Source organism: Pseudoalteromonas sp. AOP7-A1-14, assembly GCF_052376275.1.
In the GTDB taxonomy this organism is placed as follows: domain Bacteria; phylum Pseudomonadota; class Gammaproteobacteria; order Enterobacterales; family Alteromonadaceae; genus Pseudoalteromonas.
In genome coordinates this window covers 1-21,351 of sequence record NZ_JBQSVO010000062.1, presented here as the reverse complement: position 1 = coordinate 21,351, position 21,351 = coordinate 1, and the positions used below count along the sequence as shown (strand labels likewise).

Below are 21,351 nucleotides of genomic sequence, written 5' to 3'. Positions count from 1 at the left end.
GATTTAAAAAATTGAATAGGATCTAAATAATTCATAACATCACCTTAGTATTAGACAACAACACTATATATGGTAAATCGTATATTTTAAAGTTTATATATGAAAAAACATATGTGATTTTTTAATTATTCACACCTGTCCTAATATCAGCCAAAAAATGATTGAACAGGCGCTTTTTATAATCAAATATACGCTATAGTATTGCGATACATAGATGATTTACCGGGGTGAGACATGAAAGCATTTGGTTATACGCAAGCAACAAAAAGCTTAACTGACGATTCTTTTCAAGAAATTGAGCTTCCTATGCCAAACGCACAGGGCCATGATTTATTGGTCAAAGTCAAAGCCATTTCAGTCAACCCTGTCGATGCTAAGATTCGGGCAAATGTCAGCCCTAAAAACGGTTATAAAGTAATTGGTTGGGACGCTGTCGGGATTGTTACAGCCGTTGGCGATACAGTAAGTTTATTTAAAGTAGGTGACCGCGTTTATTACGCCGGCGACCTGACTCGCTCAGGCAGTAATGCAGAGTTTCAGCTTGTTGACGAACGAATCGTAGGTAAAGCTCCTACTTCATTAAACGACGCTGAGGCTGCTGCACTACCATTAACTAGTATTACTGCATGGGAATTACTATTTGACCGTTTGCAAATACCCCACGATAAAGATGCTAAACCCGCGTCGCTATTAGTGGTGGGTGCAGCAGGCGGCGTTGGTTCTATTTTAGTACAACTTGCAAAAAAATTAACAGACTTAACCGTTGTAGGTACTGCATCACGCACTGAGAGTGTTACTTGGCTAAACGATCTAGGCATAGAGCATGTGCTTGATCATTCTAAGTGTTTAAACGAACAACGTCAGTCCCAAAACCTTAACCAGTTTGATTATGTAATAAGCCTCACTCACACTGAACAACATTTAGATAGCATTGTTGAGGTTATAAAACCACAAGGTAAACTGGCACTCATTGACGACCCTGCAAGTTTTGATATTTTAAAACTCAAACGTAAAAGTATCTCGCTGCACTGGGAGTTTATGTACACTCGTTCAATGTTTCAAACAGACGATATGATTGCCCAGCACCAATTACTTAACGAGCTGGCAAAGCTTGTCGATAACGGTACTATTAAAACGACCCTTGGCCAGCACCTTGGTAAAATTAATATTGAAAATCTAAGTCATGCTCACGCAATATTAGAATCCCATCAAGCACGCGGCAAGCTCGTGCTGGAAGGGTTTTAATTCCCCTTACTGGTGGAGCAAGTACAATAAGTTTGTGCGCCATCAGTGTGCACAAAACTGAACTTTTTCACTAAATTAGTGCTTATATTTAATTTGATGTATAAATAAAAAATCAAGCAGCTGATTTTATTGTAATAAAAATAACTTATCAGACTGGCATAATTCTTCCTTAGATAAACAATAGACAGTATCTAAACTTGGGTATTACATTACCAACCTCATCGACAGGGAAGATTTTCAATGTATAACTTTTATCATACTTTATATTTATTATGGCGCTTAGACATTAGTGTTTGGCATGTGCACCACGCAAACGATTCACATACAACCTCAGAGCAAGAGCGTAGGTTTGTTAATAAATAATAAAACTTAACCAAAGTGATGAACAAAATATAGGTCCATCCACTAGGATTAGTGAAGCCGCTGAACAATACACAATTCCCAAACGCACTATTTATAATGTGCTGTACTAAAACGTAACAATCATATCCAAGCCACGTTAAGATGGGGAGGTCACCATTTGCAACAAAACCGACACAATATTGAGATGGAGTTAACTGGCTTCATTTAATAATTTTCTGTATGGTGAAAAAACATTAAACTTCTTGGAATACCTATGCAGTCAGTTGAAATGAATTTTGATGGTTTAGTTGGACCTACTCATAACTACGCTGGTTTATCTTATGGGAACGTTGCCTCACTAAATCATGCCTCAACCCATTCGAACCCTCGAGAAGCCGTATTGCAAGGCCTTGAAAAAATGAAAGCCATGCATGAGCTTGGTCTCGAACAAGGTATTTTTGCTCCTCATGCCCGACCTGATATCAACATATTAAAGCGTCTTGGTTTTAGCGGCACAGATAGCCAAATAATTAACAAAGCGTTTAAAGTAGACCCTGTACTAGTACGTGCCTGTTATTCAGCATCAGCTATGTGGACAGCAAACGCTGGTACCGTGTCACCATCAATAGACACCCTTGATAATAAAGTACATTTTACCGCAGCTAACTTAAATAATAAGTTTCACCGCTCGTTAGAGCCAAGCACCACTAGTGCCATTTTGGCATCGATGTTTAATAATAATGATCACTTTAGTCATCATCCACATTTGCCAGAGCAAGGTTTTTTTGGTGACGAAGGTGCAGCGAATCATAATCGTCTTGGTGATAATCACGGCGACAATGGCTTAGAAATCTTTGTATTTGGGGCAAGTAGTTTTAACAGCACATTACCAAAGCCAAGTGTTTTCCCAGCAAGGCAAACCCTCGAAGCCTCACAAGCGATTGCTCGCTTGCATCAACTAAAACCTACGAACCAGCTGTTTATTCAACAAAATCCTGATGTAATTGACCAAGGGGTATTTCATAACGATGTGATTGCAGTCGCTAATGCCAATGTTTTATTGTGTCATGAGCAAGCATTTTTAAATCAAGCTGACGCCTTAAACAAGATTAGAAGCGCCTATTTAGGTGAAAAACAACTGCACATTATTGAAGTACCCACTGACAAGGTCAGCGTGAACGACGCTGTTAGTAGTTACTTGTTTAATAGCCAACTTGTTACCCTCCCTAGTGGTAAAATGCTATTAGTTGCACCTGAGGAATGCCAACGAAATTCAGCGGTTAACAGTTATATAAACGAACTTGTTCGTGGAGATAACCCGATAAATCAAGTACGTTTTTTCGACTTGCGCCAAAGTATGCAAAATGGCGGCGGCCCCGCATGTTTAAGGTTGCGCGTTGCATTAACAGAGCAAGAACTTGCTGCGGTTAACCCACAAGTACGCTTTAGCGAAGTAAAGTATCAGCAACTCACTACATGGGCAAATAAGTATTATCGCGACGCGTTAAGTAGTGATGACTTTGCCGATCCTAATTTACTCACCGAAAGCTACCAAGCACTGGATGAATTAACCCAACTACTTGACTTGGGCTCAGTATATCCATTTCAGCTATAAATTAGCTTATAATTTTCGGTACAGCCCTGTCTTTTAGGGCTGTACACCTTTTCCTCAATTCAATTAAAGTTAAGCTTTTTTGCGATATACTGTGGGCACACTATAATACGTTAGTTTTAAGCTAGTTGAGAGGTCATGTAATGGAAAAACAAAAAGTCATTCTAATCACCGGAGCATCAAGCGGCATTGGTGAAGCAACCGCAAAAAAACTGGTTGAAAATGGCCACAAAGTTATTATAACTGCGCGTAGTGAAAACAAACTCAATGAACTGGTTAAAGAGCTAGGTATCGATAACACTTTTGCCGTCGCTTGTGATGCAACTGACTATTCTGCCCTTGAAGTCGTTGTAAAAAAAGGCGTTAAGCACTTTGGCCGCCTTGATGTTGCATTTGCTAATGCTGGTATGGGTGTAAACACGCCAGGCACAGAGCAAGGCGATCCAGCCGAGTGGCAAAAAATGATTGATATAAACATCAATGCATTACTTTGGACTGCAAAACTTACCTTACCGCACCTTAGAAAAACCATCGGGCACTTTATTTTAACCAGTTCAGCTGCAGGGCGAACTCCGTTAAAAGGTTCTATATACGGAGCAACTAAGTGGTTTACTTATGGTTTTGGGCAAAACCTTGCTGAAGAAATGAAAGAATGGCAAGGGCGCTGTACTACCATTGCTCCAGGTATGGTTAACACACCCTTTTTTGATGAAGCAAAGCCCGATAAGCTAGACCCTGACGATGTCGCTGAAGCCGTTTTATTTGCTATTGAAGCAAACCCGCGCTGCAACGTGCGCGAGTTATTTTTAATGCCAACTAATTAGCATCTAAACTTAGTTATTACTATTGAGCGCGGCAAGACTGCTGCGCTCTTTTTAGATCATTAATAGAGGCAATAACCTGAGTAATCGTGCCATTGTCATTATTTACACTCGGCTGCTTAGCCAACTCTTTTTTGTTATGAAGCGCATCAAGTATCGCTAAATAACTTGCTTGCCACTGGGGTAAGTTCATAAAGAGCGGTTGCTTACTTTCGAGTAATTGTTGCCAAACCACAAGCTGATTTTGTAAAGGCGCAAGTAATTGCTCATCACACTGACGATTGTAGTCATCAACCTTATAATCGAATTCTTTAAGCGCTAAGCTTTCGACAGGTAACACATATAATAATTCATCCAACGGCACTTTTTGATGATACTCATCACGTAAAAACGCTAAATGATGCGCAGTATAATAATGAGCAGGCTCAATTAATTGGCTAAATGTTAACAATGCCGTTAAATCATTTTTTGATGCGTGAGGCTGTGCCTTAATCACACTTTTTAAGTGAGTCAAAAGTTGCTGCTGATGTAATAATCCAACAACTTCATCACTGTAACGGTCTATTACTGCTAAGCGTTTATACATGCTTTGTTCATCAGTAACGGTTCGCGCTGACCAAAAACGCTCGCCAATCGCATAAAGCCTTGGCCATAAACGGGTATCAATATTATCGGTTGTGATCATTTCAGCCCATGCTGTGGCTTCACCGCCCAGTACTTTACCTTTAAGTACGCGTTGTTGTTGCTCAGTTATCTGCTTATTTAACTGCGTTAAGGTGCTCTTTGAGTTTTCAAACGCAGTAAATTGGTACGGGGTGTTACCAATCATCGCATCTATATTGGTGGTTTTTTGTAATTCAAATGAAAGTAAGGTTGCGCCCATCCAAGTATCGAGTTTAACCTGATATACATCACCTTCTTGTTGTACATGTTGGCTAATAAACTGCCCTTTACCTTTTATTTCAATACGCGCTTGTAAGTTATTTTTTGGTGTTTTAAATAAATCTACTTGCCCGGTAACAGCTCTGCCTTTTAGTCGCGTGAGTGTAAAGTTAACACTGCCTAATAATGCACTGGCAGTTACAGGCTTTTTAACTAACGGCTCTGGGTGATTGCGATAGTGATAACTTGTCCAATGTGGTTGGTCAATATAAAAGCCGCTTGACAGTAAACCGTTGTATCCTTGCTCACGAATTTGCGCCAGTGAATGATGACCACGCCATGACTGCACTAAGGTGTTTTTCGGTAAACTTGGGTGTAGTACTTCATCCCAACCAATCATTTGCTTGTTATATTTAGCTAAAATTTTAGCCACTTCTTGATTAAAATAGGCGTGTAAGGCGTGACTGTCTGCCAGGTTTTTGTCCTGCATGTAAGCCTGTATATTGCTATTTTTTTGCCAATCAGTATCATCAATTTCATCACCGCCAATGTGTAAATACGGATCAGGAAATAAACCAGCAAGCTCTGCGACAACTTCTTCAATAAATTTATATACCTTTGGATTACTCGGGTCGAGTAACGGTTTAAATACTCCCCAGCGACGCTCCATTTGCGTGAGTTTTGTACCGCTACCCAGTTCAGGGTAAGCAAGCACAATGGAGCTTGCATGACCTGGCACATCGAACTCTGGCACGACTCTAATACCTAGTTTAGCCGCATACTGTACTACGTCTTTAATTTGAACTTTTGTATAATAAAGCCCATCAGATACCTGCTGATGTAATTTAGGGTAACTATTTAACTCAATTCGCCAACCTTGATCGTCAGTTAAGTGCCAGTGAAACACATTAAACTTTGCGGATGCTAAGCCACGTAATGTGCGTTTAACATCTGCAATCGGTAAAAAATGGCGTACGCCATCAAATAATAAACCACGCCACGGGTAAGTAGGCGTATCAGTAATCGTTACATTACTCAGCTGTAACGGTTGCTGAGCACTAAATAATAACTGCGATAGCGTTGCCAGCCCTGTGAGCATGCCGTATTGGTTAGCGCTGCTTAAATTAACGGTGTTATTTTTAATGGTTAGCGTATAGCTTTCATCCATATTTAAATAAGGTAATTCACTCACCGCCTCTGCAATATTGATATGTAATTGCGCCGCCGATTCCGTCGTAAACTGTAACTGCTTAAATTGCTCTGCAAATAATGTATTTTTAAACAGTGGCTGTAATAGTGGTTGCTGCGCTTTAGGTATAAAAACCTGCAGAGATGAATGAAGGGTTGTTACTCCAGCTAACGCCTCTACTTTTACAGGCATCGGCATTAATACGGGCTCGGCTTGAGAGGTGCTAGCAAAACTACAACTTAGTAAACATGCCCACAGAAAATGAGTAAACTTTTTCATATAACAATCCTTTAAAATCGACGATAATAAATGCTTCGTGCCACCAGAATAAATAGTGTTAATCATGCTGCATTTCCTCGCGCTGGGCTTTTAAAATAGCTAACGCTTCGGCTGAGCTACACGCCTGTGCGGGGCTAACTAAAGTAACCATAACAGCCATAAGGCCTGAGGCTAAAATAGCCGGGATAACCGGGTTGCTCCAAAACGCCTGCCACGTTGGGATAAGAATAATAGCCAACGACACACACAACGACACCACGAGTGCCGTAATCGCTCCTTGCCAATTAAAGCGCGGCCAAAAGTGACCGAGTATGACGCATACACATAAACCCGACATCAAAGTAGCAATCATATTGGTGATATAACCAATGACGTCATCGGTCATCAACGCAAGTAATAAAGCAATGCCAATCGTCATAACTAAGCCGATCTGAGAAAGCCTAACCACTTCATTTGCATGGGGCATTCGCTTAAATACCAAGCTATAAATATCACGAATAAGCACGCTCACTGCTGCAATGGCATCAGAGCTGGCACTTGAAATAGTGGCAGACAGCCCTGCAACAATAACTAACGCAGCTAAGCCAAAAGGCAGTAGCTCAAACGCCATATAAGGAAATGAAAAAGCGCTGTTGTCTAGGTTTGGGTTCAGTACATAAGCGGCCATGCCAATAATGGCAGGCACAATAGCAAATATTAAATACAAACCACCGGATAAATAAAACGACTGTCGAATGCTTTTAACATGTTTGCCTGAGTAAATACGCTGGCGAAATGAAGGCGCAACTAACACCCCAACGAGCACCGCAAAAAACAGCGATAAACCATGTACAGCGCCTATTTTATCGAGCGATAAAAAGCTTTGGTTAAGAACAGGCTGAGCACTAGCCATGTCGCTTAAACCACCGACTTCATAAAGCGCGACACCGGCCATTAAGAAAAAGCCAACAAACAATACAATTGCTTGAATCGAATCGGTCCACACTACCGCCACATAACCACCAATAACGACATAAACACTAAAACCCAATGCAATAATAAGTTTGGCGCTAAAGGGGGACAGCCCCGTTAGCCACGCTAAATACATGCCGCCGCCTAATATATGTGCGCCTAGCCAACCAATACTGGCGATAAAAATAAACACCGCTATGGTATTTTTAACCAGCGGATGCGCCCCTACATAATAAGAGACTTCTTCACTCATCGTCATGAATTGGTGTTCACGTACGGGGGCAAATATTTTAGCCAGCAGTAGAATACCCGCAGCACCACCAAGGCCATATATCATACCAGCCCAGCCATTAAGGTAGGCAAAACCTACAGCGCCCATGGATGAACCGGTGCCAACCATAGTGGCAACCGTAGTTCCTAACGTAAGCAAAAACGGTAAGTTACGTCCGCCCAGTAAAAAGTCATCACCGCCTTTAGAGTTTCGGCTAACCCACCAGCCAAACCAAATCATAAATCCTAAGTAGCCTAAAAAGGCCATTAATAATTGCCACTTCATAAGACATCCTGTTACACCAATCCACGCAACGCTTTATACATATTATTTAATTACGAGATTGGTGTTAGTTATTATTCTGTTGATGAATAGTGTTTTATTTTATTGTATTGCTTACTTGTATTGCTTATTTCTACTACGCAGTTTGTACTGCTTATTTCCATTATTTTACTGCTTAACGGTGTGGCTAACCACCTTAAAAATAAAGGAATTTAGCCAACCAAAACTAAAATTAAGGTGCCTTATAACAAGTCACATCAACTTCAACTTTACAATCGACCACCAAATCTGCCACAGCGCAAATGCGTGCTGGTGGATGAGCGCCAAAAAACTCTTTAAACACTTTATTGAACGATTGAAAATAACGCGCATCGGTCAAAATTACTTTCACATGTGCTACATGCTCAAGGCCATAACCCGCTTCATCCATAATATCGATACAGTTTTGAATGGCTAAACGAGACTGTTCAATAATACCACCTTCAACTACTTCACCGTCTTTCATTGGCGTTTGCCCTGACACCATTAACCAGCCACCCGCTTCGATTGCGCGAGCAAACGGTAAGTGTTGACCACCGGTGCCTTTACCACCTTCAGTTCCAATTCGTTTAATCATTTGTATTTACTCCAAGTGAGGTTAAAAATTTCCCCGAGTGTGCAGGTAATATCTGTTTATTTATTAATGTAGCTTGGCCGTTAGTCCACACTCGGTGAATACCTGAGGCGGGTAAGGCTGGATCTAAAAATGTAGCGTTATCAATAATTTCATCGGCATCAAATAGCACCAAATCAGCAAAATTACCGACTTTGATCACCCCGCGATCAACCAAGCGGTAATTGGCAGCACTTAAACCAGTCATTTTATGAATGGCCGTAGCAAGAGAGAAAGTACTGTGCTCGCGGCTATAATGACCCAGCACTCGCGGGAATGAGCCCCATAAACGTGGATGCGGATGCGGGTCGCACGGTAAACCGTCAGAGCCAATCATAGTTTTATCAAAGGCTAAAATCGTTTTTACGTCTTGCTCATTTAAACCATGATAAACAGCCCCGGCGGGTAACAACTTTTTAGCCGCCTCAAGTAATGGCAATTGCCATTGCTTGGCGATATCCTGCAATGTCCGTTCTGCCATTTCTGGGTGAGCGTCTGACCAGGTTATAAATATTTCAAAATCAGCCGTTACTTGGTTTAAATCTAAGGTGCTAGAACTTGCAGCATAAGGGTAAGCATCGCAGCTACATTTTGAGTCTTCACCTTGCTCGGCAAATTTGGCGAGTAACTCAGGCGCGCGACCCCAGTTATTTTTACCTGCGCACTTTAAATGCGAAATAATTACTTTAATGGCAAAGTTTTTTTCCATCGCAAAGGCTTCATCCATAGCTTCAAGTACAGCATCAAATTCGGTGCGTAAATGAGTAGTGTAAAGCGCATCGTGCTTTTTCAAAGTAGGGCCGAATGCCTGTATTTCTTGCTCGGGCGCACAATGTGCATTGCGATAGGCAAGCCCAGTACTAAGTCCCAAAGCTCCTTGGCTAATCGCTTCATTTAGTTGTTGTTGCATTAAGGCAATTTCATCATCGCTTGCGCCGCGTAATAAATCATTCATCACGTTGTTACGAAGCGTGGTGTGCCCAACTAAAGCTGCCACGTTTACATTCGCCTTTTGCTTATTAAAGGCATTAATATAATTGGCCATGTTAGTGAAGGTAAACTCGCTTTTTTCACCTAACAAGTTCATCGGATCAGGCGCTTTTGAGGTTAATTTGGCAGGTGCGGCACTAATTCCACAATTACCCGTGATCACCGTAGTGACACCCTGCGTAATTTTTGCTGCCATATCCGGGTTACGTAATACCTCGAGATCATCATGGGTATGTACATCAATAAACCCCGGCGCTAAACATAGCCCTGCGGCCATTACTTCATGCGTTGCTTGTAATGCAGATAATTCGCCTATGGCAACAATACGTTCACCGACAATCGCCACATCTATTAGCTGTGGCTCATTGCCTAACCCATCAAACATTTTAGCTTGATAGATAATGGTATCTACCTGCTGCGAAATATCATGCTGCATAGTTAATCTCCTAATGGCGCGCGATCAGGTCCTTGACGATATTCGTCTAACTCATGTTTAATGCGGCGTAGTTTTTCACGGGATTTTTTCTGCGTTAAAATTGCCACTTCACTGGCAAGTACATCAACAGCCGCAAGCATTGCGTAACGTGCGGTGCTTGGTGTAAAAATGTAATCTGACTCGTTGGTTTTAATAGGTAAATGTATCGTTGCGGCATCTGCAAGTACGCTGTCTGGGCAAATAGCAACAATTTTAGCACCATAATCTTTAGCTATATTAGCCGCATCGATTAAATCGCCTGGTAAGCCAGTAAGCGATAACACCACCACTACATCACTTATATCGACACTAGCAGCGGTCATTCGCATCATAACTGGGTCACTATAAGCATTACTTAACACATCTAAACGAAACAAGCGGTTATGACACTCTTGTGCCACTACGGAGCTGCCGCCACCAACCCCAAAAATAAGCGTATGTCGGCTGCCTGCAATATAGCGGGCTGCAGCTTCAACTTGTGACTGCTCTATAAGCCCTGCGTTCATATCTAAAATATCGTGGATGGCTTTATAAATGGCTGGAATATCCTCACGCACCGAGCTGTTATCGCTAATAAAGCGCTCGCCAACCGCCAGCGACTGCGCCAGTTGCAGCTTCATATCTCGTACGTTTTCACAATCCAGCGCTTTAGCTAAACGGGTAATTGAGGCATGACTAACTTTAGCGCGCTGTGCTAAATCGCCAATACTTGCTGAGGCCGCGTATTGTAAATCAGCTAAAATTAGCTGTGCAATTAACTGCTCAGACTGGCGTAAATGCCCGATGCGTTCTTTAATTCGCGAAACTATATCCATTTAATTACTCTTTTTAGAAATACGTTTTAAAAATACGTCTCAAAAATATCAATAACGTTATAATTATCATCAATTACGTTTATACAGCGCCATTTATCAAATGTCAGGCAAGGGTGTGACGTACCAAATGCAATAATATCGCCCACTTTTAAGGGACTATTTTGCTCACAGCTAAGCATAGCGTGTTGATCCATTATTTTTTCAACTTTCCAATTAGCGCCTGCGCTAGTAACTTTACCGTGTTGATCTATATGTAAGTTAGGAATTGGCAGCCCGGCATCAAAGGCAACATCACGCTTACCCATACCAATAATTGCGCGTCCGGGTTCAGGTACCGACTGCACATAAGCCCAAATTTCTAAACACGACTGTAAATCGCTGCCAATATTACAGGCCAGCGGATTACGCGCTAATACCTGTTGCTGGGCATTTTCATAAATACCCTGATCATGCGCTACATAACAACCTGGGCGAATTATCGGTATCATATTATCGAGCATATTATTTGGTGCAAACGCATCACATACTAGATCGTACCACGCAGAGCCGCCTGCGGTTATGATCACTTTTTCAGTATCAAATGCATTCGTTTCGATCAGTTTTTTGCACTGTTCAACTGCATAATTTAAAAACCGAGTTACATCGTTTTTATTGCTAAGCACACCTTCATACACTTCAATACCGGCAAGCTTTAATGATGAAAATTGACTTGTTTTTGTTACTAGCTGCTGTAGTTTTTTACTATCAACAACACCACAACGGCCGCCGGGCACGCCTAATTCAATTAATAGCTTTACTGTTAGGTTGTGCTCGGTAAAAAATGAGCCTATGGCTGCCACATTATCAATATCATCAACTAAACAGTAAAAGTCGATTTCATACTGCGCTAATAAATCAGCAAGGTATTGCAAGTTAGCAAGGCCAACCAATTGATTAGCCATAATTATACGTTTGGCACCCGCCTCTGCTGCAACAACAGCTTGATGCACCGTTGCTACGGTAATTGCAAAGGCTCCTGCGCTCAGTTGTTTTTTAAAAATTCCCGGCGCCATGGTTGTTTTACCATGGGGCGAAAACTCAACGTGACTTTGCTGTGCAAATTTTGCCATCCAAGCAATATTGTTATCTAACCGAGTTTGATAAATACACGCGCAAGGTAAGCTAACTTGTTGTTTAGTTACATTCCAACCACTAAGTGTTAGCGCTTCCTTGCTGCCTAAACCTTTATTCACGCTATTTATTTGCGCGGCGTTATTAATCACTAATTGCTGCATAACTAAAACTCTTATTTTAAATCATTACCTTAGATAGCAACATTACATTAAAACTCAAAAAATTATCAAATGTTAATGTAATTGTTATTGCATTTTGTTTGAAAGTGATGTTAATTAATAACAGGAAAATAGTCAACACGCGTTACAAATTAACAGGCAATAATAATCACCTTTAAAAAATACAGGATGAGGAACAACAAAATGACTACCAAAAACCGTCACCTAGCTATGCTAAACAAGAGTTTAACAGCCAAAGCAGTCGCTGCAATTATTTGTAGCTATTCAAGCTTTAGTACTTTTGCTGCAGATCAAGCACAAAGCGAAAATGATGAAATTGAAACCATTGAAGTACGCGGCATTGCAGCCAGTAACAAACAAGACATTAACAATAAGCGCTTTAGCACTGGTGTTATGGACTCAATCACCGCAGAAGACATCGGTAAATTACCTGACGTAACCATTGCCGATACGCTGCAACGTATTCCCGGTGTGCAAATTCGCCGCTCCGCCGGTGAAGGCTCAACCATTAATATTCGTGGTATGCCACAAGTGACTACTTTACTTAATGGCGAACAATTTTTAAGTGCCGGCTCTATTACGCAGCTACAGCCCGATTTTACTGATATCCCAGCAGCGCTACTGTCAGGAATCGATGTGCTTAAATCGCCTCAAGCCGATACATTAGCAGGGGGAATTTCGGGCACTTTAGATTTAAAAACCCGCCGCCCTTTTGATCTGGACGAAGGCACCACATTTTCACTTACGGGTGAGGGCACACGCGGTAGTTTATCAGAACAAATCGACCCTAAAGCGATCGTATTTGCTGGATACAACAATGATAAATTCGGCATTATTTTTACCGCAGCGTACGATGAAAGTACTCTTGCGAACTATCGTAATGGCACAATTTTAACTTCATCAGAAGTGCAAAACGAAACTGACCGCGACTTTAACGGTGATGGCGACTTAAACGACAGCTTTTACAGCCAACGTTTTTATGGCGTGATGGACCGCGAAACCGAACGTGATCGCTTAGGCTTAAACACCACTGTGCAATACCAGATAGCTGATTCGCTCATATTTACTGGCGATTTATTTTATACAAAGATGGATGATGCCGACCGCAAACAAGGTGTGATGGTAGATAATGCTCAAGGTGCTATTTGGGCTTATTCAGATAACTTTATTCCGCGTCTTGATAACGACCAAGGTGGACAAATTTACACCGTTAATGATGCCGATTTAGAAGTACGCCGTGTCAGTGCCTATTCTGAAAGCCTAACTAACGAACGAGAATCAACCAACGCTAGCTTTTTCTTCGAATACCAAGGCGACGGTCCTTTATCAGGCGAATTTAGGTATATTCATGGCTCAGCCGAGCGTAGCCACACAGAAAATGTAGCCCATGGCTTTTTAACCTCAGGTGAGCAACATGGTTTACTAAAAAATCATGGTGATGGTATTACGCCAGTAAACCCAAATGGCTATGGTCCTGAAGCGGTTGATGTTAATTTTTCTCGTGGTGGCGAGTATCTAACTCTTGGTTTTCCTGAGGATTTTGGTAACGATATAAACCAGTACAACCTTGTTTCTACTTACTCTGAAAATAACTTTGAAGAAGAAGCCAGGCTTGATGTCGCGCGTATTGATGGTCATTACGCATTCGATACCAACCATTTGCATAATCTTGATTTTGGTTTGCGTGCTTCAAAACGTGATGTAGAACGTGAGACTTATATTTTAGTCGCACCATTTACAACCGGTGATATTACCGCCGATGTCATGTGGAAAGACTCTGGTGCGTCACTTGGTGATACTAACGGTGATGGTGAAAATAGCGTTGCAGGCGGCGACTTAACCATAGGTAAAACTAGCTTTTTTAGTGACATGCCAGATGGTTGGGTACACCAAGTAAATGGTTTAGGCCCAGGTGGTGCAGGACAAAGCTTTTATTTAATCGACCCAAAAGTAATGGACGATCCAATGGCATTTCAAAACGCTATTTATCCGGGCAATAAACGCTTAGCAAACCCATCGCGTACTTATCAAGTAAAAGAACAGACCCAAACAGCCTATTTTAAAGCAAACTTTGCTGGCGAATTGGGGAGTTTAAGTTACACCGCTAATGTCGGTGCGCAATACATTAAAACCGAACTCGATTTACTACAAAATCAACTTGGCTCAGCGCGTCCTTGCTCGTTATGTACTGCCAGTGAAAAAACCGGTGAAAAATGGCTTGCCCGTGATTATTCAGACTTTTTACCATCAATGAACTTTAACTTAAACCTGACCGATGACGTTATTTTACGTGCAGGTTACGGTAAAACCATGACCACGTTAGACATTGGTAAACTCGCAGGGGGTGTGAGCGTTGGCCGTACTCGTGCCGGTGATGTACTCGGCGCAGAGCTTGGAGTAAGCCCAGACTTATTAGTGGCTGTGCAAGGCACTCAAAACGGTAACCCTGATTTAGAACCATGGCGCGCCACTAATTACAACTTATCTGCCGAGTGGTACTTTAATGAAAGTGGCTTACTGAGTATTTCAGCCTTTTTAATGGATATTGAATCGTTTGTTGAAAACGGTATTGTAATGCAAGGACTGCCTGATATTGACGGCGTTATTCGCCGTGAAGTACCCGTCACCACGGAGGTAAACGGTGAAGGCGGCGATATTAAAGGCTTTGAAGTGGTTTATCAGCAAGCGTTTAACTTTTTACCCGCCCCATTTGATGGTTTAGGTACGTCATTAAACTTTACTTACGCACCGAGTGACAGCGCCAACGTAGATGTATACGGGAAAAGCTTACCCATTCAAGATAACTCTGAAAAATCAGCCAATGCCGTGCTGTGGTACGAAAAAGGACCTCTACAATTACGCCTTGCTGCCAATTATCGAAGCGACCGCTTAGACAGTTTAAGCTCACCAATGGGTGAAGGTGTAGTGCCATTTTGGACCGATAGTACACTCTACTTTGATATGTACGCAGGATACGACATTGCTGAAAATACCAGTATTTATACCTCTGTAAGCAACTTAACTGAAGAAAAGGAAGATATCTACGCGCAGTGGTCAGAGCATGTGATCACCCAAAATATATTTGAGCGCCGTATTACCTTAGGTATTCGTACACGCTTTTAACGGTTAATACTCATTAGGTATAACACCTAATTTGGCACACTTCTGCCCAGAAGATAAAAGGTTGATTAACCTTGCCAAATACCTAACCGGCGTAGCTATAATCCCTATATAGCTGCGTTGGTTTATTTCGTTATTGTATGCATATTTTATCAGTGCGACTTTTTATTATACTCATCTAAGTGCTACTATCCGTAGGTTATCTATACTAAAACAACCACCTTTACAGGGCTTAACAATGGTATTGCGTTCACTTAAATCTCTGCTTTTTATCTCATCGCTGGTTGTAACAGCCTCTATTTTACAAGCTTGTTCTAAGCCTTCACAAAATACCACTGCAGATGTAACCGGCGGTAAAATTCAAGGTACTGATTCAGGTAAAGTAATTTCCTTCAAAGGTATTCCTTTTGCTGCTGCGCCTGTAGCTGATAATCGCTGGCGAGCGCCGCAGCCTGTTGTTGATTGGGAAGGTGTAAAAAATACGACTGAATTTGCGCCAGACTGCATGCAAAAACCATTTGCTGGCGATGCTGCGCCACTCACTACGCTCCCTACTGAAGATTGTTTATATTTAAATGTGTTTAAACCCACCAAGCAAGGTCAACAACCTTACCCTGTAGTGGTGTGGATACATGGCGGTGGCTTTGTAAATGGAGGTTCATCACCTGACGTATATAGCGGTGAAAGTTTCGCAAAACAAGACGTGGTATTTGTTAGTTTTAATTATCGCCTAGGTCGTTTTGGCTTTTTTGCACACCCAGCACTTTCTAAGTTTGCAGACGATGCGCTTGGTAACTACGCGTTTATGGATCAAATTGCTGCGCTTGATTGGGTGAAAGATAACATCAGCCAGTTCGGTGGCGATCCACAGCAAGTTACACTTATGGGGGAATCTGCCGGTGGTGAGTCTGTACATGCAATGATGCAAACCCCTGCCGCACAAGGACTATTCAACAAAGCCATTATAATGTCTGGTGGTGGCCGTAAACTATTTAATCAACTGCCCTTGAAAAGTGATGATAAAAACACGCTATCAGCAGAGCAAGTTGGTCTTAACTTTGCGGCTCAGTACGATATTAAAGGCGACGATAAACCAGCATTAAAAGCACTACGAATGCTGAGCGCCGATAAGCTTGTTGATGGCCTTAATTTAGCCAGTATGACCCCAAACCGAAAAGCACCTACCTATGTTGGTGGACCTATTTTAGATGGTACTTTAGTTAGTTCATCGATCGAAAATGCATTAAATGAAGGTAATTTTAGTCATGTTCCTGTGATGGTTGGTACCACAAACCACGATATTAGTTTTGCGAATTACAGCACTAAAGAAGCACTATTTAACAGTTTTGGCACCCATGCAGCTCAAGCTAAGCAAGCCTATGATAGCAACGATAAAAAAGATCTAGATGTACTTAATTATGAAACAGGCCAAGATAGCTTAATGCAAGAACCTGCACGCTTTGTTGCTCAACAAGTAAGTAAATTCTCACAGCCCGCATTTCTTTACCGATTTGGGTATGTAGCACAAACAGTTGATGCACAAGGCGCCGCGCACGCTTCTGAAATCCCTTACTTTTTCAATACAGCCACCACTAAATATGGCCATATTACCACCGATCAAGACAAGCAAATGGCCAAAATAATGCACCGTTACGTTACTAACTTTATTAAACACGGCTCACCCAATGGCCCAGGGTTACCTTCTTGGCGTGCATTTAAAGGCGATGAGAGCTATATTCTACAACTCAATAAAGAAGGCACCGCAACGTTTACACCCGATCCGCGAGAAGCTCGCCTTAATGTTACAAAGCTCAAAACCTCTATAAAATAAATATGGGTAATAAAGTCAAATATGCTAAACATATTTGGTTTTATGCCTGTTGCACATACTCAAGTGCTGTCATTTTTTTATAATTGACGTTTGCATGCATTATATGGGTCGGGTCTGGATCAACTATTTCTATCGGGATATCGTAACTACGAGCCACTTCCAATGCCATTTGCGTGATATTTACGCTAAACGAGGTGCCGATAAATACGATTTTGTCGGAATCAATCATTCTTTGCTGGGCTTCACTAATGCGATAAAGCTCGGTGTAGTATTCATCAAATAACAATACATAAGGTTTTAGCGAGTGATTGAGCACGGCCTGCTGGTTTTCGATTTTAAATAGCTCAAGCAATGAATCGTGTAAACGGCTTTCATCTATGTTACCCCATGGTGTCGTTTGAGGTGTTACGTCATCGCCTTGATGATGAAAAGAGGTCATTTGGTCAAGGCGCCCGTGAATTGGAATATAGTTTTTATTGCCTGCTTTACCATCAAGCCCATCGATATTTTGAGTAATTAAGTTTTTATCGCTTAACCAATAGTGTACCTCGTTAGGCCCGTGATTACGGTATGTAGCAAATCGGTGGTAATACCAAGCTAAAAATTCTCGTGGGTTATTTTTATACATCGCCCTTGTCGCCATTTCCATTGGCGTAAAGTTTTTACTGCCAATAGTCCAAAAGCCATCTTCTCCACGAAAGGTTGGAATACCACTGGCTGCACTCACTCCGGCACCCGTTATATAAAGTGTATTCATTATTAATCCTACATTTTATAGCCAAGCTTTCTATCACTCACTTGCTGTTAACGCTCTGTCGCCCATACTTTATTATGCGCACTGGAATATCCTTTTCACGCCTAATCCCATAAAACTTAAAAATCGGCTTGCTGGCTAACCGCAACTTTCAACAGCGTTATTAGACATAGGCTCTGCTAAGGTAGGTAATTGCAAGGGTAAAAGAAAATACTAAGCTCATTAATATCATTTAATGATTAAGCATAACACCTTATGAATTCTGTTAAACAGTCAGTAAAAACACAATTACTTGGCCGCGCTTAAGTTTAAAAGCTTTAATTAAACCCCGCTTAATAACGTCTGCCTGAATAGCTGGTGCTTATTAAGCGTGAATCAGTGTCATCGCCTAAACGAGTAACGGCTTCTGACTCAGTTAAATTGATAGTATTTTTCTTCAAGCGTACTGCGCACAAAGCTTGAGTTTGACGAACCCGCATCACGCCCGCCACCAATACCATTTAACAGATTATCTAAGATGTTTGGATCAAGCTGCATTGAAATTCTATCATCTGAAATTAACCAACCCGCTGTTTGCGAGCATTTTCTATAACACTTCCGTCTTCACCTGCGTTTGAACTTTTATATGCGGCTTCCCAACTTTCTTTAGGACCGCCTTTGGCCTTGGTTTTATCAACCACAAAACGCGCTGTAAAATTATCACCTTCGTAAGTAAGGTTAAAGTCAAAGGTATCTGAAGTTGACTCTTCATCAACATAACTGCCGCGCAGCCAAGGTAATTGCATATCTTTATTAGCGCCACTGGCAAGCGCATTGTAATCCATACCTGTGACAATATTACCGGTGTTATCAAGAGTAACATCAGTTAAAAAATCAGGATTAAGTGACCACTCTGGCATATCAACAATCGAGGTGTTGCGCTGCTGATTTAAACTAAAGCCAAAGTAATTTAAGCCTATTTCAATACGGTTTGTTGGTCGCCATTGGGTGCTAAACTGCACACCTTCACGCTCGCGTACTTCATTCACTACAGAGGTTCTCACCACTTGCAGAAACCATACATCACTATAGTTTTGTCCGTTGGCATCAGTGATCGGATCCCAATTATTATTATTTTCAACTGGATTACCGCCAGTATTAACGGCCTGTTCACCGGTATAGCGCCATACATTACTCTCAGTATCCCCCGTCAAAGTACGATTAGTTCGTTCTTGGCGTGTGTAGCCAAACAGCATGCCAAAAGTATCACTGTCGTTTTTCCACGAATAAACACCGGTAAACTGTGGCTCATACTCTTTGGTTACATCCCCATAAGTACTTTCTACATTAAATACACCCGAATTAGCATCCATATCAAGGGGCTTACGGCTATGCATTAGAATAGTGCCACCTACCCCCCCTCATCTAAACGAGCCTCCGGAGACTTAAATACTTCAACACTTGAGATCATCGCTGAAGGTAGTAAAGAGTAATCGAACGAGCGTGAGGGCTCACCCGGAGATGAAGCAATAAAGTTACCGTTTAATTGCGTATACGTTAGATCTGACGATAAACCTCGAATGCTCACTGTCGAGCCCTCACCACCATCACGATTAATAACGATTCCCGGTACACGAGCAAGTGAATCAGCTACATTTTTATCTGGGAATTTACCAATATCCTCTGCGGTAATTGCATCAACAATAGAGCTTGATAAGCGCTTAACTGCTAAGTTTTCAGCCATACTGGAGCGAATGCCACGCACTTCTATTACTTCTATATCTGCATCATCTTTATTCACAGGAGCTTGTTGTTCTGCATAAGCATCACTTACAACAGATAAACAAAGCGTTGATTTTATAAAGGTCCGAGGATTTCTGACATTAATGACTCCGGCGGTAAACCCATTTGCATTTTTACAGCACCTTTCGAATCATGATAAAAAGTAGCTGGTGTTGCCCTTGCACCAACCGACATCATTATTTGATGGTTTTTCATTAATTGCGTGTTTATATGCTCAGGCATATTTTTAAGTGGCTGTAGCGTTCGTGCTAAACTATTATTTTCAAACTTTCTTAATACATCTTCAGGATTGCTTGCATTCATAATAGCTCCAGCTTTCCCTAAACTATCGGCTTTTAAAATCCCCACTAAAATATGACGTATTTGTACATCACCAGCGTCAACCCAAGGTCGAGCATTTTTCCAAAACTTTCTGCAATAAGGGCAATTTGGATCAGTAAACGTATAAACAATTCGTTTTGCCGAGGGCGACCCATCGAGGATCCAATGACTATCTTCTAATACTTTCCAATCTTTTTCTGCTTTAGGGCCTGTAGCATAGTCGTTTACCGCTTGCTCGCCTATATTATTACCCTTGGCATCCAGCATGGAACCGGTAAACAAATACTGGTCATCATCGGTCAAATATACTGTAATGACTTGCCCTTTAAAGTCAGCAACGTAGCCGGTCATATTGGCCGGCGCCGCAAACTCACTGACTATTTCAGCCCCCTGCGCTGTTAATAGCTTGAGCGGCGTGGGGAGTGTTTTTTGCTCAGCTATTAAAGGCGAAGTAAATGATAAAAACACGAGTAAAAAAAACAACTTCATAGATATTCCTTATTGCGCAGATTGTTGGTTTATACCTTGAATGTAATAACGTAAGCTCGCTTGCGAAAGCTCCCCCATATGACTGGTCACTAGTTTGCCATCACGACTATAAAACAGCGTTGTTGGCAGCCCTGCAGCACCCGACTCACGACTAACATTACTGCTTTGATCAAAAAACACATTTTGTAAATCGAGCTGTTCAGCATCAATAAACTTTTGCACTGTAAATAAGTCTTCACCTTGGTTAACAAAGGCAAACGTCACATCGGGGTTATTTTTTTGTGCGGCCTGTAATACTGGCATTTCTTTACGACATGGAGGGCACCACGACGCCCAAAAGTTAATGACTACAGGCTTACCTTTAAATGTCTGTAAGTTAACTTGTTGGCCTTGAATATTATGTACTGGTGATTGCGGCAGTTCGACTCCCGCTTTATAAATAAGCGCGGCAAAGCTAGGCACCATAATGACAAATAACGACACAACTGAGGCTATACAGTAGGTTTTTATGACAGCTTTTTTACCCCTGGTATATAACGCCAAGACTAGCGCACCAGCCATCCAACCATAAGCAGGCATAAAGCCGCCATCGCTTATATTAATAAGTTGCCACCAATTTTCTTGATAGGCATCCCACATAGTCAACACAAACATTAAGCGCGCAGTGATAAACCCCACTACAAATGCTTTAAATGTATTATCTAATATTATTTTTTGTTGCGCCTGCTTACGAGTTTGTAAATAAATACCCCCCCAAAACACTCCTAAACCTAATAAAGTAATAAGCTGTGAAATCGCAATAACAAGTGGTCCGAGAGAAATACTTAACATAGCTATAAGTCTTCTTTAAATATGATTAACCGCTATAGTATATAAAGACTTAATTAAGCCAATATTAAGATAAAAAATTAATAATAAATAAACACATAGTACTTACTTAGCGCTTGTTCTTAATT

At 41.4% G+C, this 21,351-nt stretch carries 14 protein-coding genes and 1 pseudogene; 5 read left to right on the top strand and 10 right to left on the bottom strand.

Features of this window, described 5'->3' with window-relative positions; translation table 11 throughout:
* The first annotated feature begins 234 nt into the window (after positions 1 to 234).
* From ACT3RM_RS10775 to ACT3RM_RS10765, 3 genes are all read left to right on the top strand, one after another.
* A complete protein-coding gene (locus tag ACT3RM_RS10775; protein WP_441835196.1) occupies positions 235 to 1,245 on the top strand; it encodes a zinc-binding alcohol dehydrogenase family protein in 1,011 nt (336 codons plus the stop codon).
* Between the two features lie 616 nt (positions 1,246 to 1,861).
* Positions 1,862 to 3,202 carry an N-succinylarginine dihydrolase gene (gene astB, locus ACT3RM_RS10770; protein WP_441835195.1) on the top strand — a complete coding sequence of 447 codons (1,341 nt, stop codon included), beginning with the start codon at positions 1,862 to 1,864 and terminating at the stop codon, positions 3,200 to 3,202.
* A 140-nt stretch (positions 3,203 to 3,342) separates the two neighbouring features.
* Positions 3,343 to 4,023: an SDR family oxidoreductase gene (locus ACT3RM_RS10765; RefSeq protein ID WP_441835194.1), complete on the top strand. Its 681-nt coding sequence runs from the start codon at positions 3,343 to 3,345 to the stop codon at positions 4,021 to 4,023.
* Positions 4,024 to 4,042: 19 nt separating this feature from the next.
* Here the strand turns inward: ACT3RM_RS10765 and ACT3RM_RS10760 are convergent, their stop codons facing one another.
* From ACT3RM_RS10760 to ACT3RM_RS10735, 6 genes are all read right to left on the bottom strand, one after another.
* Complete coding sequence (locus ACT3RM_RS10760; protein WP_441835193.1) at positions 4,043 to 6,370, bottom strand: family 20 glycosylhydrolase; 2,328 nt, start codon at positions 6,368 to 6,370, stop codon at positions 4,043 to 4,045.
* A 58-nt stretch (positions 6,371 to 6,428) separates the two neighbouring features.
* Complete coding sequence (locus ACT3RM_RS10755; protein WP_441835192.1) at positions 6,429 to 7,877, bottom strand: sodium:solute symporter family protein; 1,449 nt, start codon at positions 7,875 to 7,877, stop codon at positions 6,429 to 6,431.
* A 229-nt stretch (positions 7,878 to 8,106) separates the two neighbouring features.
* Positions 8,107 to 8,490 carry a RidA family protein gene (locus ACT3RM_RS10750; RefSeq protein WP_441835191.1) on the bottom strand — a complete coding sequence of 128 codons (384 nt, stop codon included), beginning with the start codon at positions 8,488 to 8,490 and terminating at the stop codon, positions 8,107 to 8,109.
* Positions 8,483 to 9,952: an N-acyl-D-amino-acid deacylase family protein gene (locus ACT3RM_RS10745; protein WP_441835190.1), complete on the bottom strand. Its 1,470-nt coding sequence runs from the start codon at positions 9,950 to 9,952 to the stop codon at positions 8,483 to 8,485. Before ACT3RM_RS10745 ends, ACT3RM_RS10750 begins: the two co-directional genes overlap by 8 nt.
* A 2-nt stretch (positions 9,953 to 9,954) precedes the next feature.
* A complete protein-coding gene (locus tag ACT3RM_RS10740) occupies positions 9,955 to 10,806 on the bottom strand; it encodes a MurR/RpiR family transcriptional regulator (RefSeq protein ID WP_441835189.1) in 852 nt (283 codons plus the stop codon).
* A 26-nt stretch (positions 10,807 to 10,832) separates the two neighbouring features.
* On the bottom strand, positions 10,833 to 12,080 hold the full coding sequence (locus ACT3RM_RS10735) for an amino acid deaminase (protein WP_441835188.1): 1,248 nt from the start codon (positions 12,078 to 12,080) through the stop codon (positions 10,833 to 10,835).
* 201 nt (positions 12,081 to 12,281) lie between these two features.
* Between ACT3RM_RS10735 and ACT3RM_RS10730 the strand changes: the two genes are divergently transcribed.
* Both ACT3RM_RS10730 and ACT3RM_RS10725 read left to right on the top strand, forming a co-directional pair.
* On the top strand, positions 12,282 to 15,221 hold the full coding sequence (locus ACT3RM_RS10730; RefSeq protein WP_441835187.1) for a TonB-dependent receptor: 2,940 nt from the start codon (positions 12,282 to 12,284) through the stop codon (positions 15,219 to 15,221).
* A gap of 235 nt (positions 15,222 to 15,456) precedes the next feature.
* Positions 15,457 to 17,049: a carboxylesterase/lipase family protein gene (locus ACT3RM_RS10725; RefSeq protein WP_441835186.1), complete on the top strand. Its 1,593-nt coding sequence runs from the start codon at positions 15,457 to 15,459 to the stop codon at positions 17,047 to 17,049.
* 40 nt (positions 17,050 to 17,089) lie between these two features.
* On the opposite strand, the gene ACT3RM_RS10720 is transcribed toward ACT3RM_RS10725, so the two are convergent.
* The 4 genes and pseudogenes from ACT3RM_RS10720 to ACT3RM_RS10705 all read right to left on the bottom strand — a co-directional run bounded on the left by ACT3RM_RS10720 (position 17,090) and on the right by ACT3RM_RS10705 (position 21,226).
* A complete protein-coding gene (locus ACT3RM_RS10720) occupies positions 17,090 to 17,806 on the bottom strand; it encodes an SIR2 family NAD-dependent protein deacylase (protein WP_441835185.1) in 717 nt (238 codons plus the stop codon).
* 417 nt (positions 17,807 to 18,223) lie between these two features.
* Positions 18,224 to 19,670, bottom strand: a pseudogene (locus ACT3RM_RS10715) (TonB-dependent receptor plug domain-containing protein); the annotation flags it as partial.
* The gene (dsbG, locus tag ACT3RM_RS10710; protein WP_441994910.1) at positions 19,640 to 20,395 is read right to left on the bottom strand and encodes a thiol:disulfide interchange protein DsbG; all 756 of its coding nucleotides are present in this window, start codon (positions 20,393 to 20,395) and stop codon (positions 19,640 to 19,642) included. The pseudogene ACT3RM_RS10715 and the gene dsbG, both read right to left, overlap by 31 nt.
* A 9-nt stretch (positions 20,396 to 20,404) precedes the next feature.
* Complete coding sequence (locus ACT3RM_RS10705; RefSeq protein ID WP_441994911.1) at positions 20,405 to 21,226, bottom strand: prolipoprotein diacylglyceryl transferase family protein; 822 nt, start codon at positions 21,224 to 21,226, stop codon at positions 20,405 to 20,407.
* Positions 21,227 to 21,351: the final 125 nt, after the last annotated feature.

Excerpts from the sequence above, each read along its gene's own strand:
- ACT3RM_RS10775 (WP_441835196.1), top strand. The coding sequence starts at position 235 with ATGAAAGCATTTGGTTATACGCAAGCAACAAAAAGCTTAACTGACGAT.
- astB (WP_441835195.1), top strand. The coding sequence starts at position 1,862 with ATGCAGTCAGTTGAAATGAATTTTGATGGTTTAGTTGGACCTACTCAT.
- ACT3RM_RS10765 (WP_441835194.1), top strand. The coding sequence starts at position 3,343 with ATGGAAAAACAAAAAGTCATTCTAATCACCGGAGCATCAAGCGGCATT.
- ACT3RM_RS10760 (WP_441835193.1), bottom strand. The coding sequence starts at position 6,370 with ATGAAAAAGTTTACTCATTTTCTGTGGGCATGTTTACTAAGTTGTAGT.
- ACT3RM_RS10755 (WP_441835192.1), bottom strand. The coding sequence starts at position 7,877 with ATGAAGTGGCAATTATTAATGGCCTTTTTAGGCTACTTAGGATTTATG.
- ACT3RM_RS10750 (WP_441835191.1), bottom strand. The coding sequence starts at position 8,490 with ATGATTAAACGAATTGGAACTGAAGGTGGTAAAGGCACCGGTGGTCAA.
- ACT3RM_RS10745 (WP_441835190.1), bottom strand. The coding sequence starts at position 9,952 with ATGCAGCATGATATTTCGCAGCAGGTAGATACCATTATCTATCAAGCT.
- ACT3RM_RS10740 (WP_441835189.1), bottom strand. The coding sequence starts at position 10,806 with ATGGATATAGTTTCGCGAATTAAAGAACGCATCGGGCATTTACGCCAG.
- ACT3RM_RS10735 (WP_441835188.1), bottom strand. The coding sequence starts at position 12,080 with ATGCAGCAATTAGTGATTAATAACGCCGCGCAAATAAATAGCGTGAAT.
- ACT3RM_RS10730 (WP_441835187.1), top strand. The coding sequence starts at position 12,282 with ATGACTACCAAAAACCGTCACCTAGCTATGCTAAACAAGAGTTTAACA.
- ACT3RM_RS10725 (WP_441835186.1), top strand. The coding sequence starts at position 15,457 with ATGGTATTGCGTTCACTTAAATCTCTGCTTTTTATCTCATCGCTGGTT.
- ACT3RM_RS10720 (WP_441835185.1), bottom strand. The coding sequence starts at position 17,806 with ATGAATACACTTTATATAACGGGTGCCGGAGTGAGTGCAGCCAGTGGT.
- dsbG (WP_441994910.1), bottom strand. The coding sequence starts at position 20,395 with ATGAAGTTGTTTTTTTTACTCGTGTTTTTATCATTTACTTCGCCTTTA.
- ACT3RM_RS10705 (WP_441994911.1), bottom strand. The coding sequence starts at position 21,226 with ATGTTAAGTATTTCTCTCGGACCACTTGTTATTGCGATTTCACAGCTT.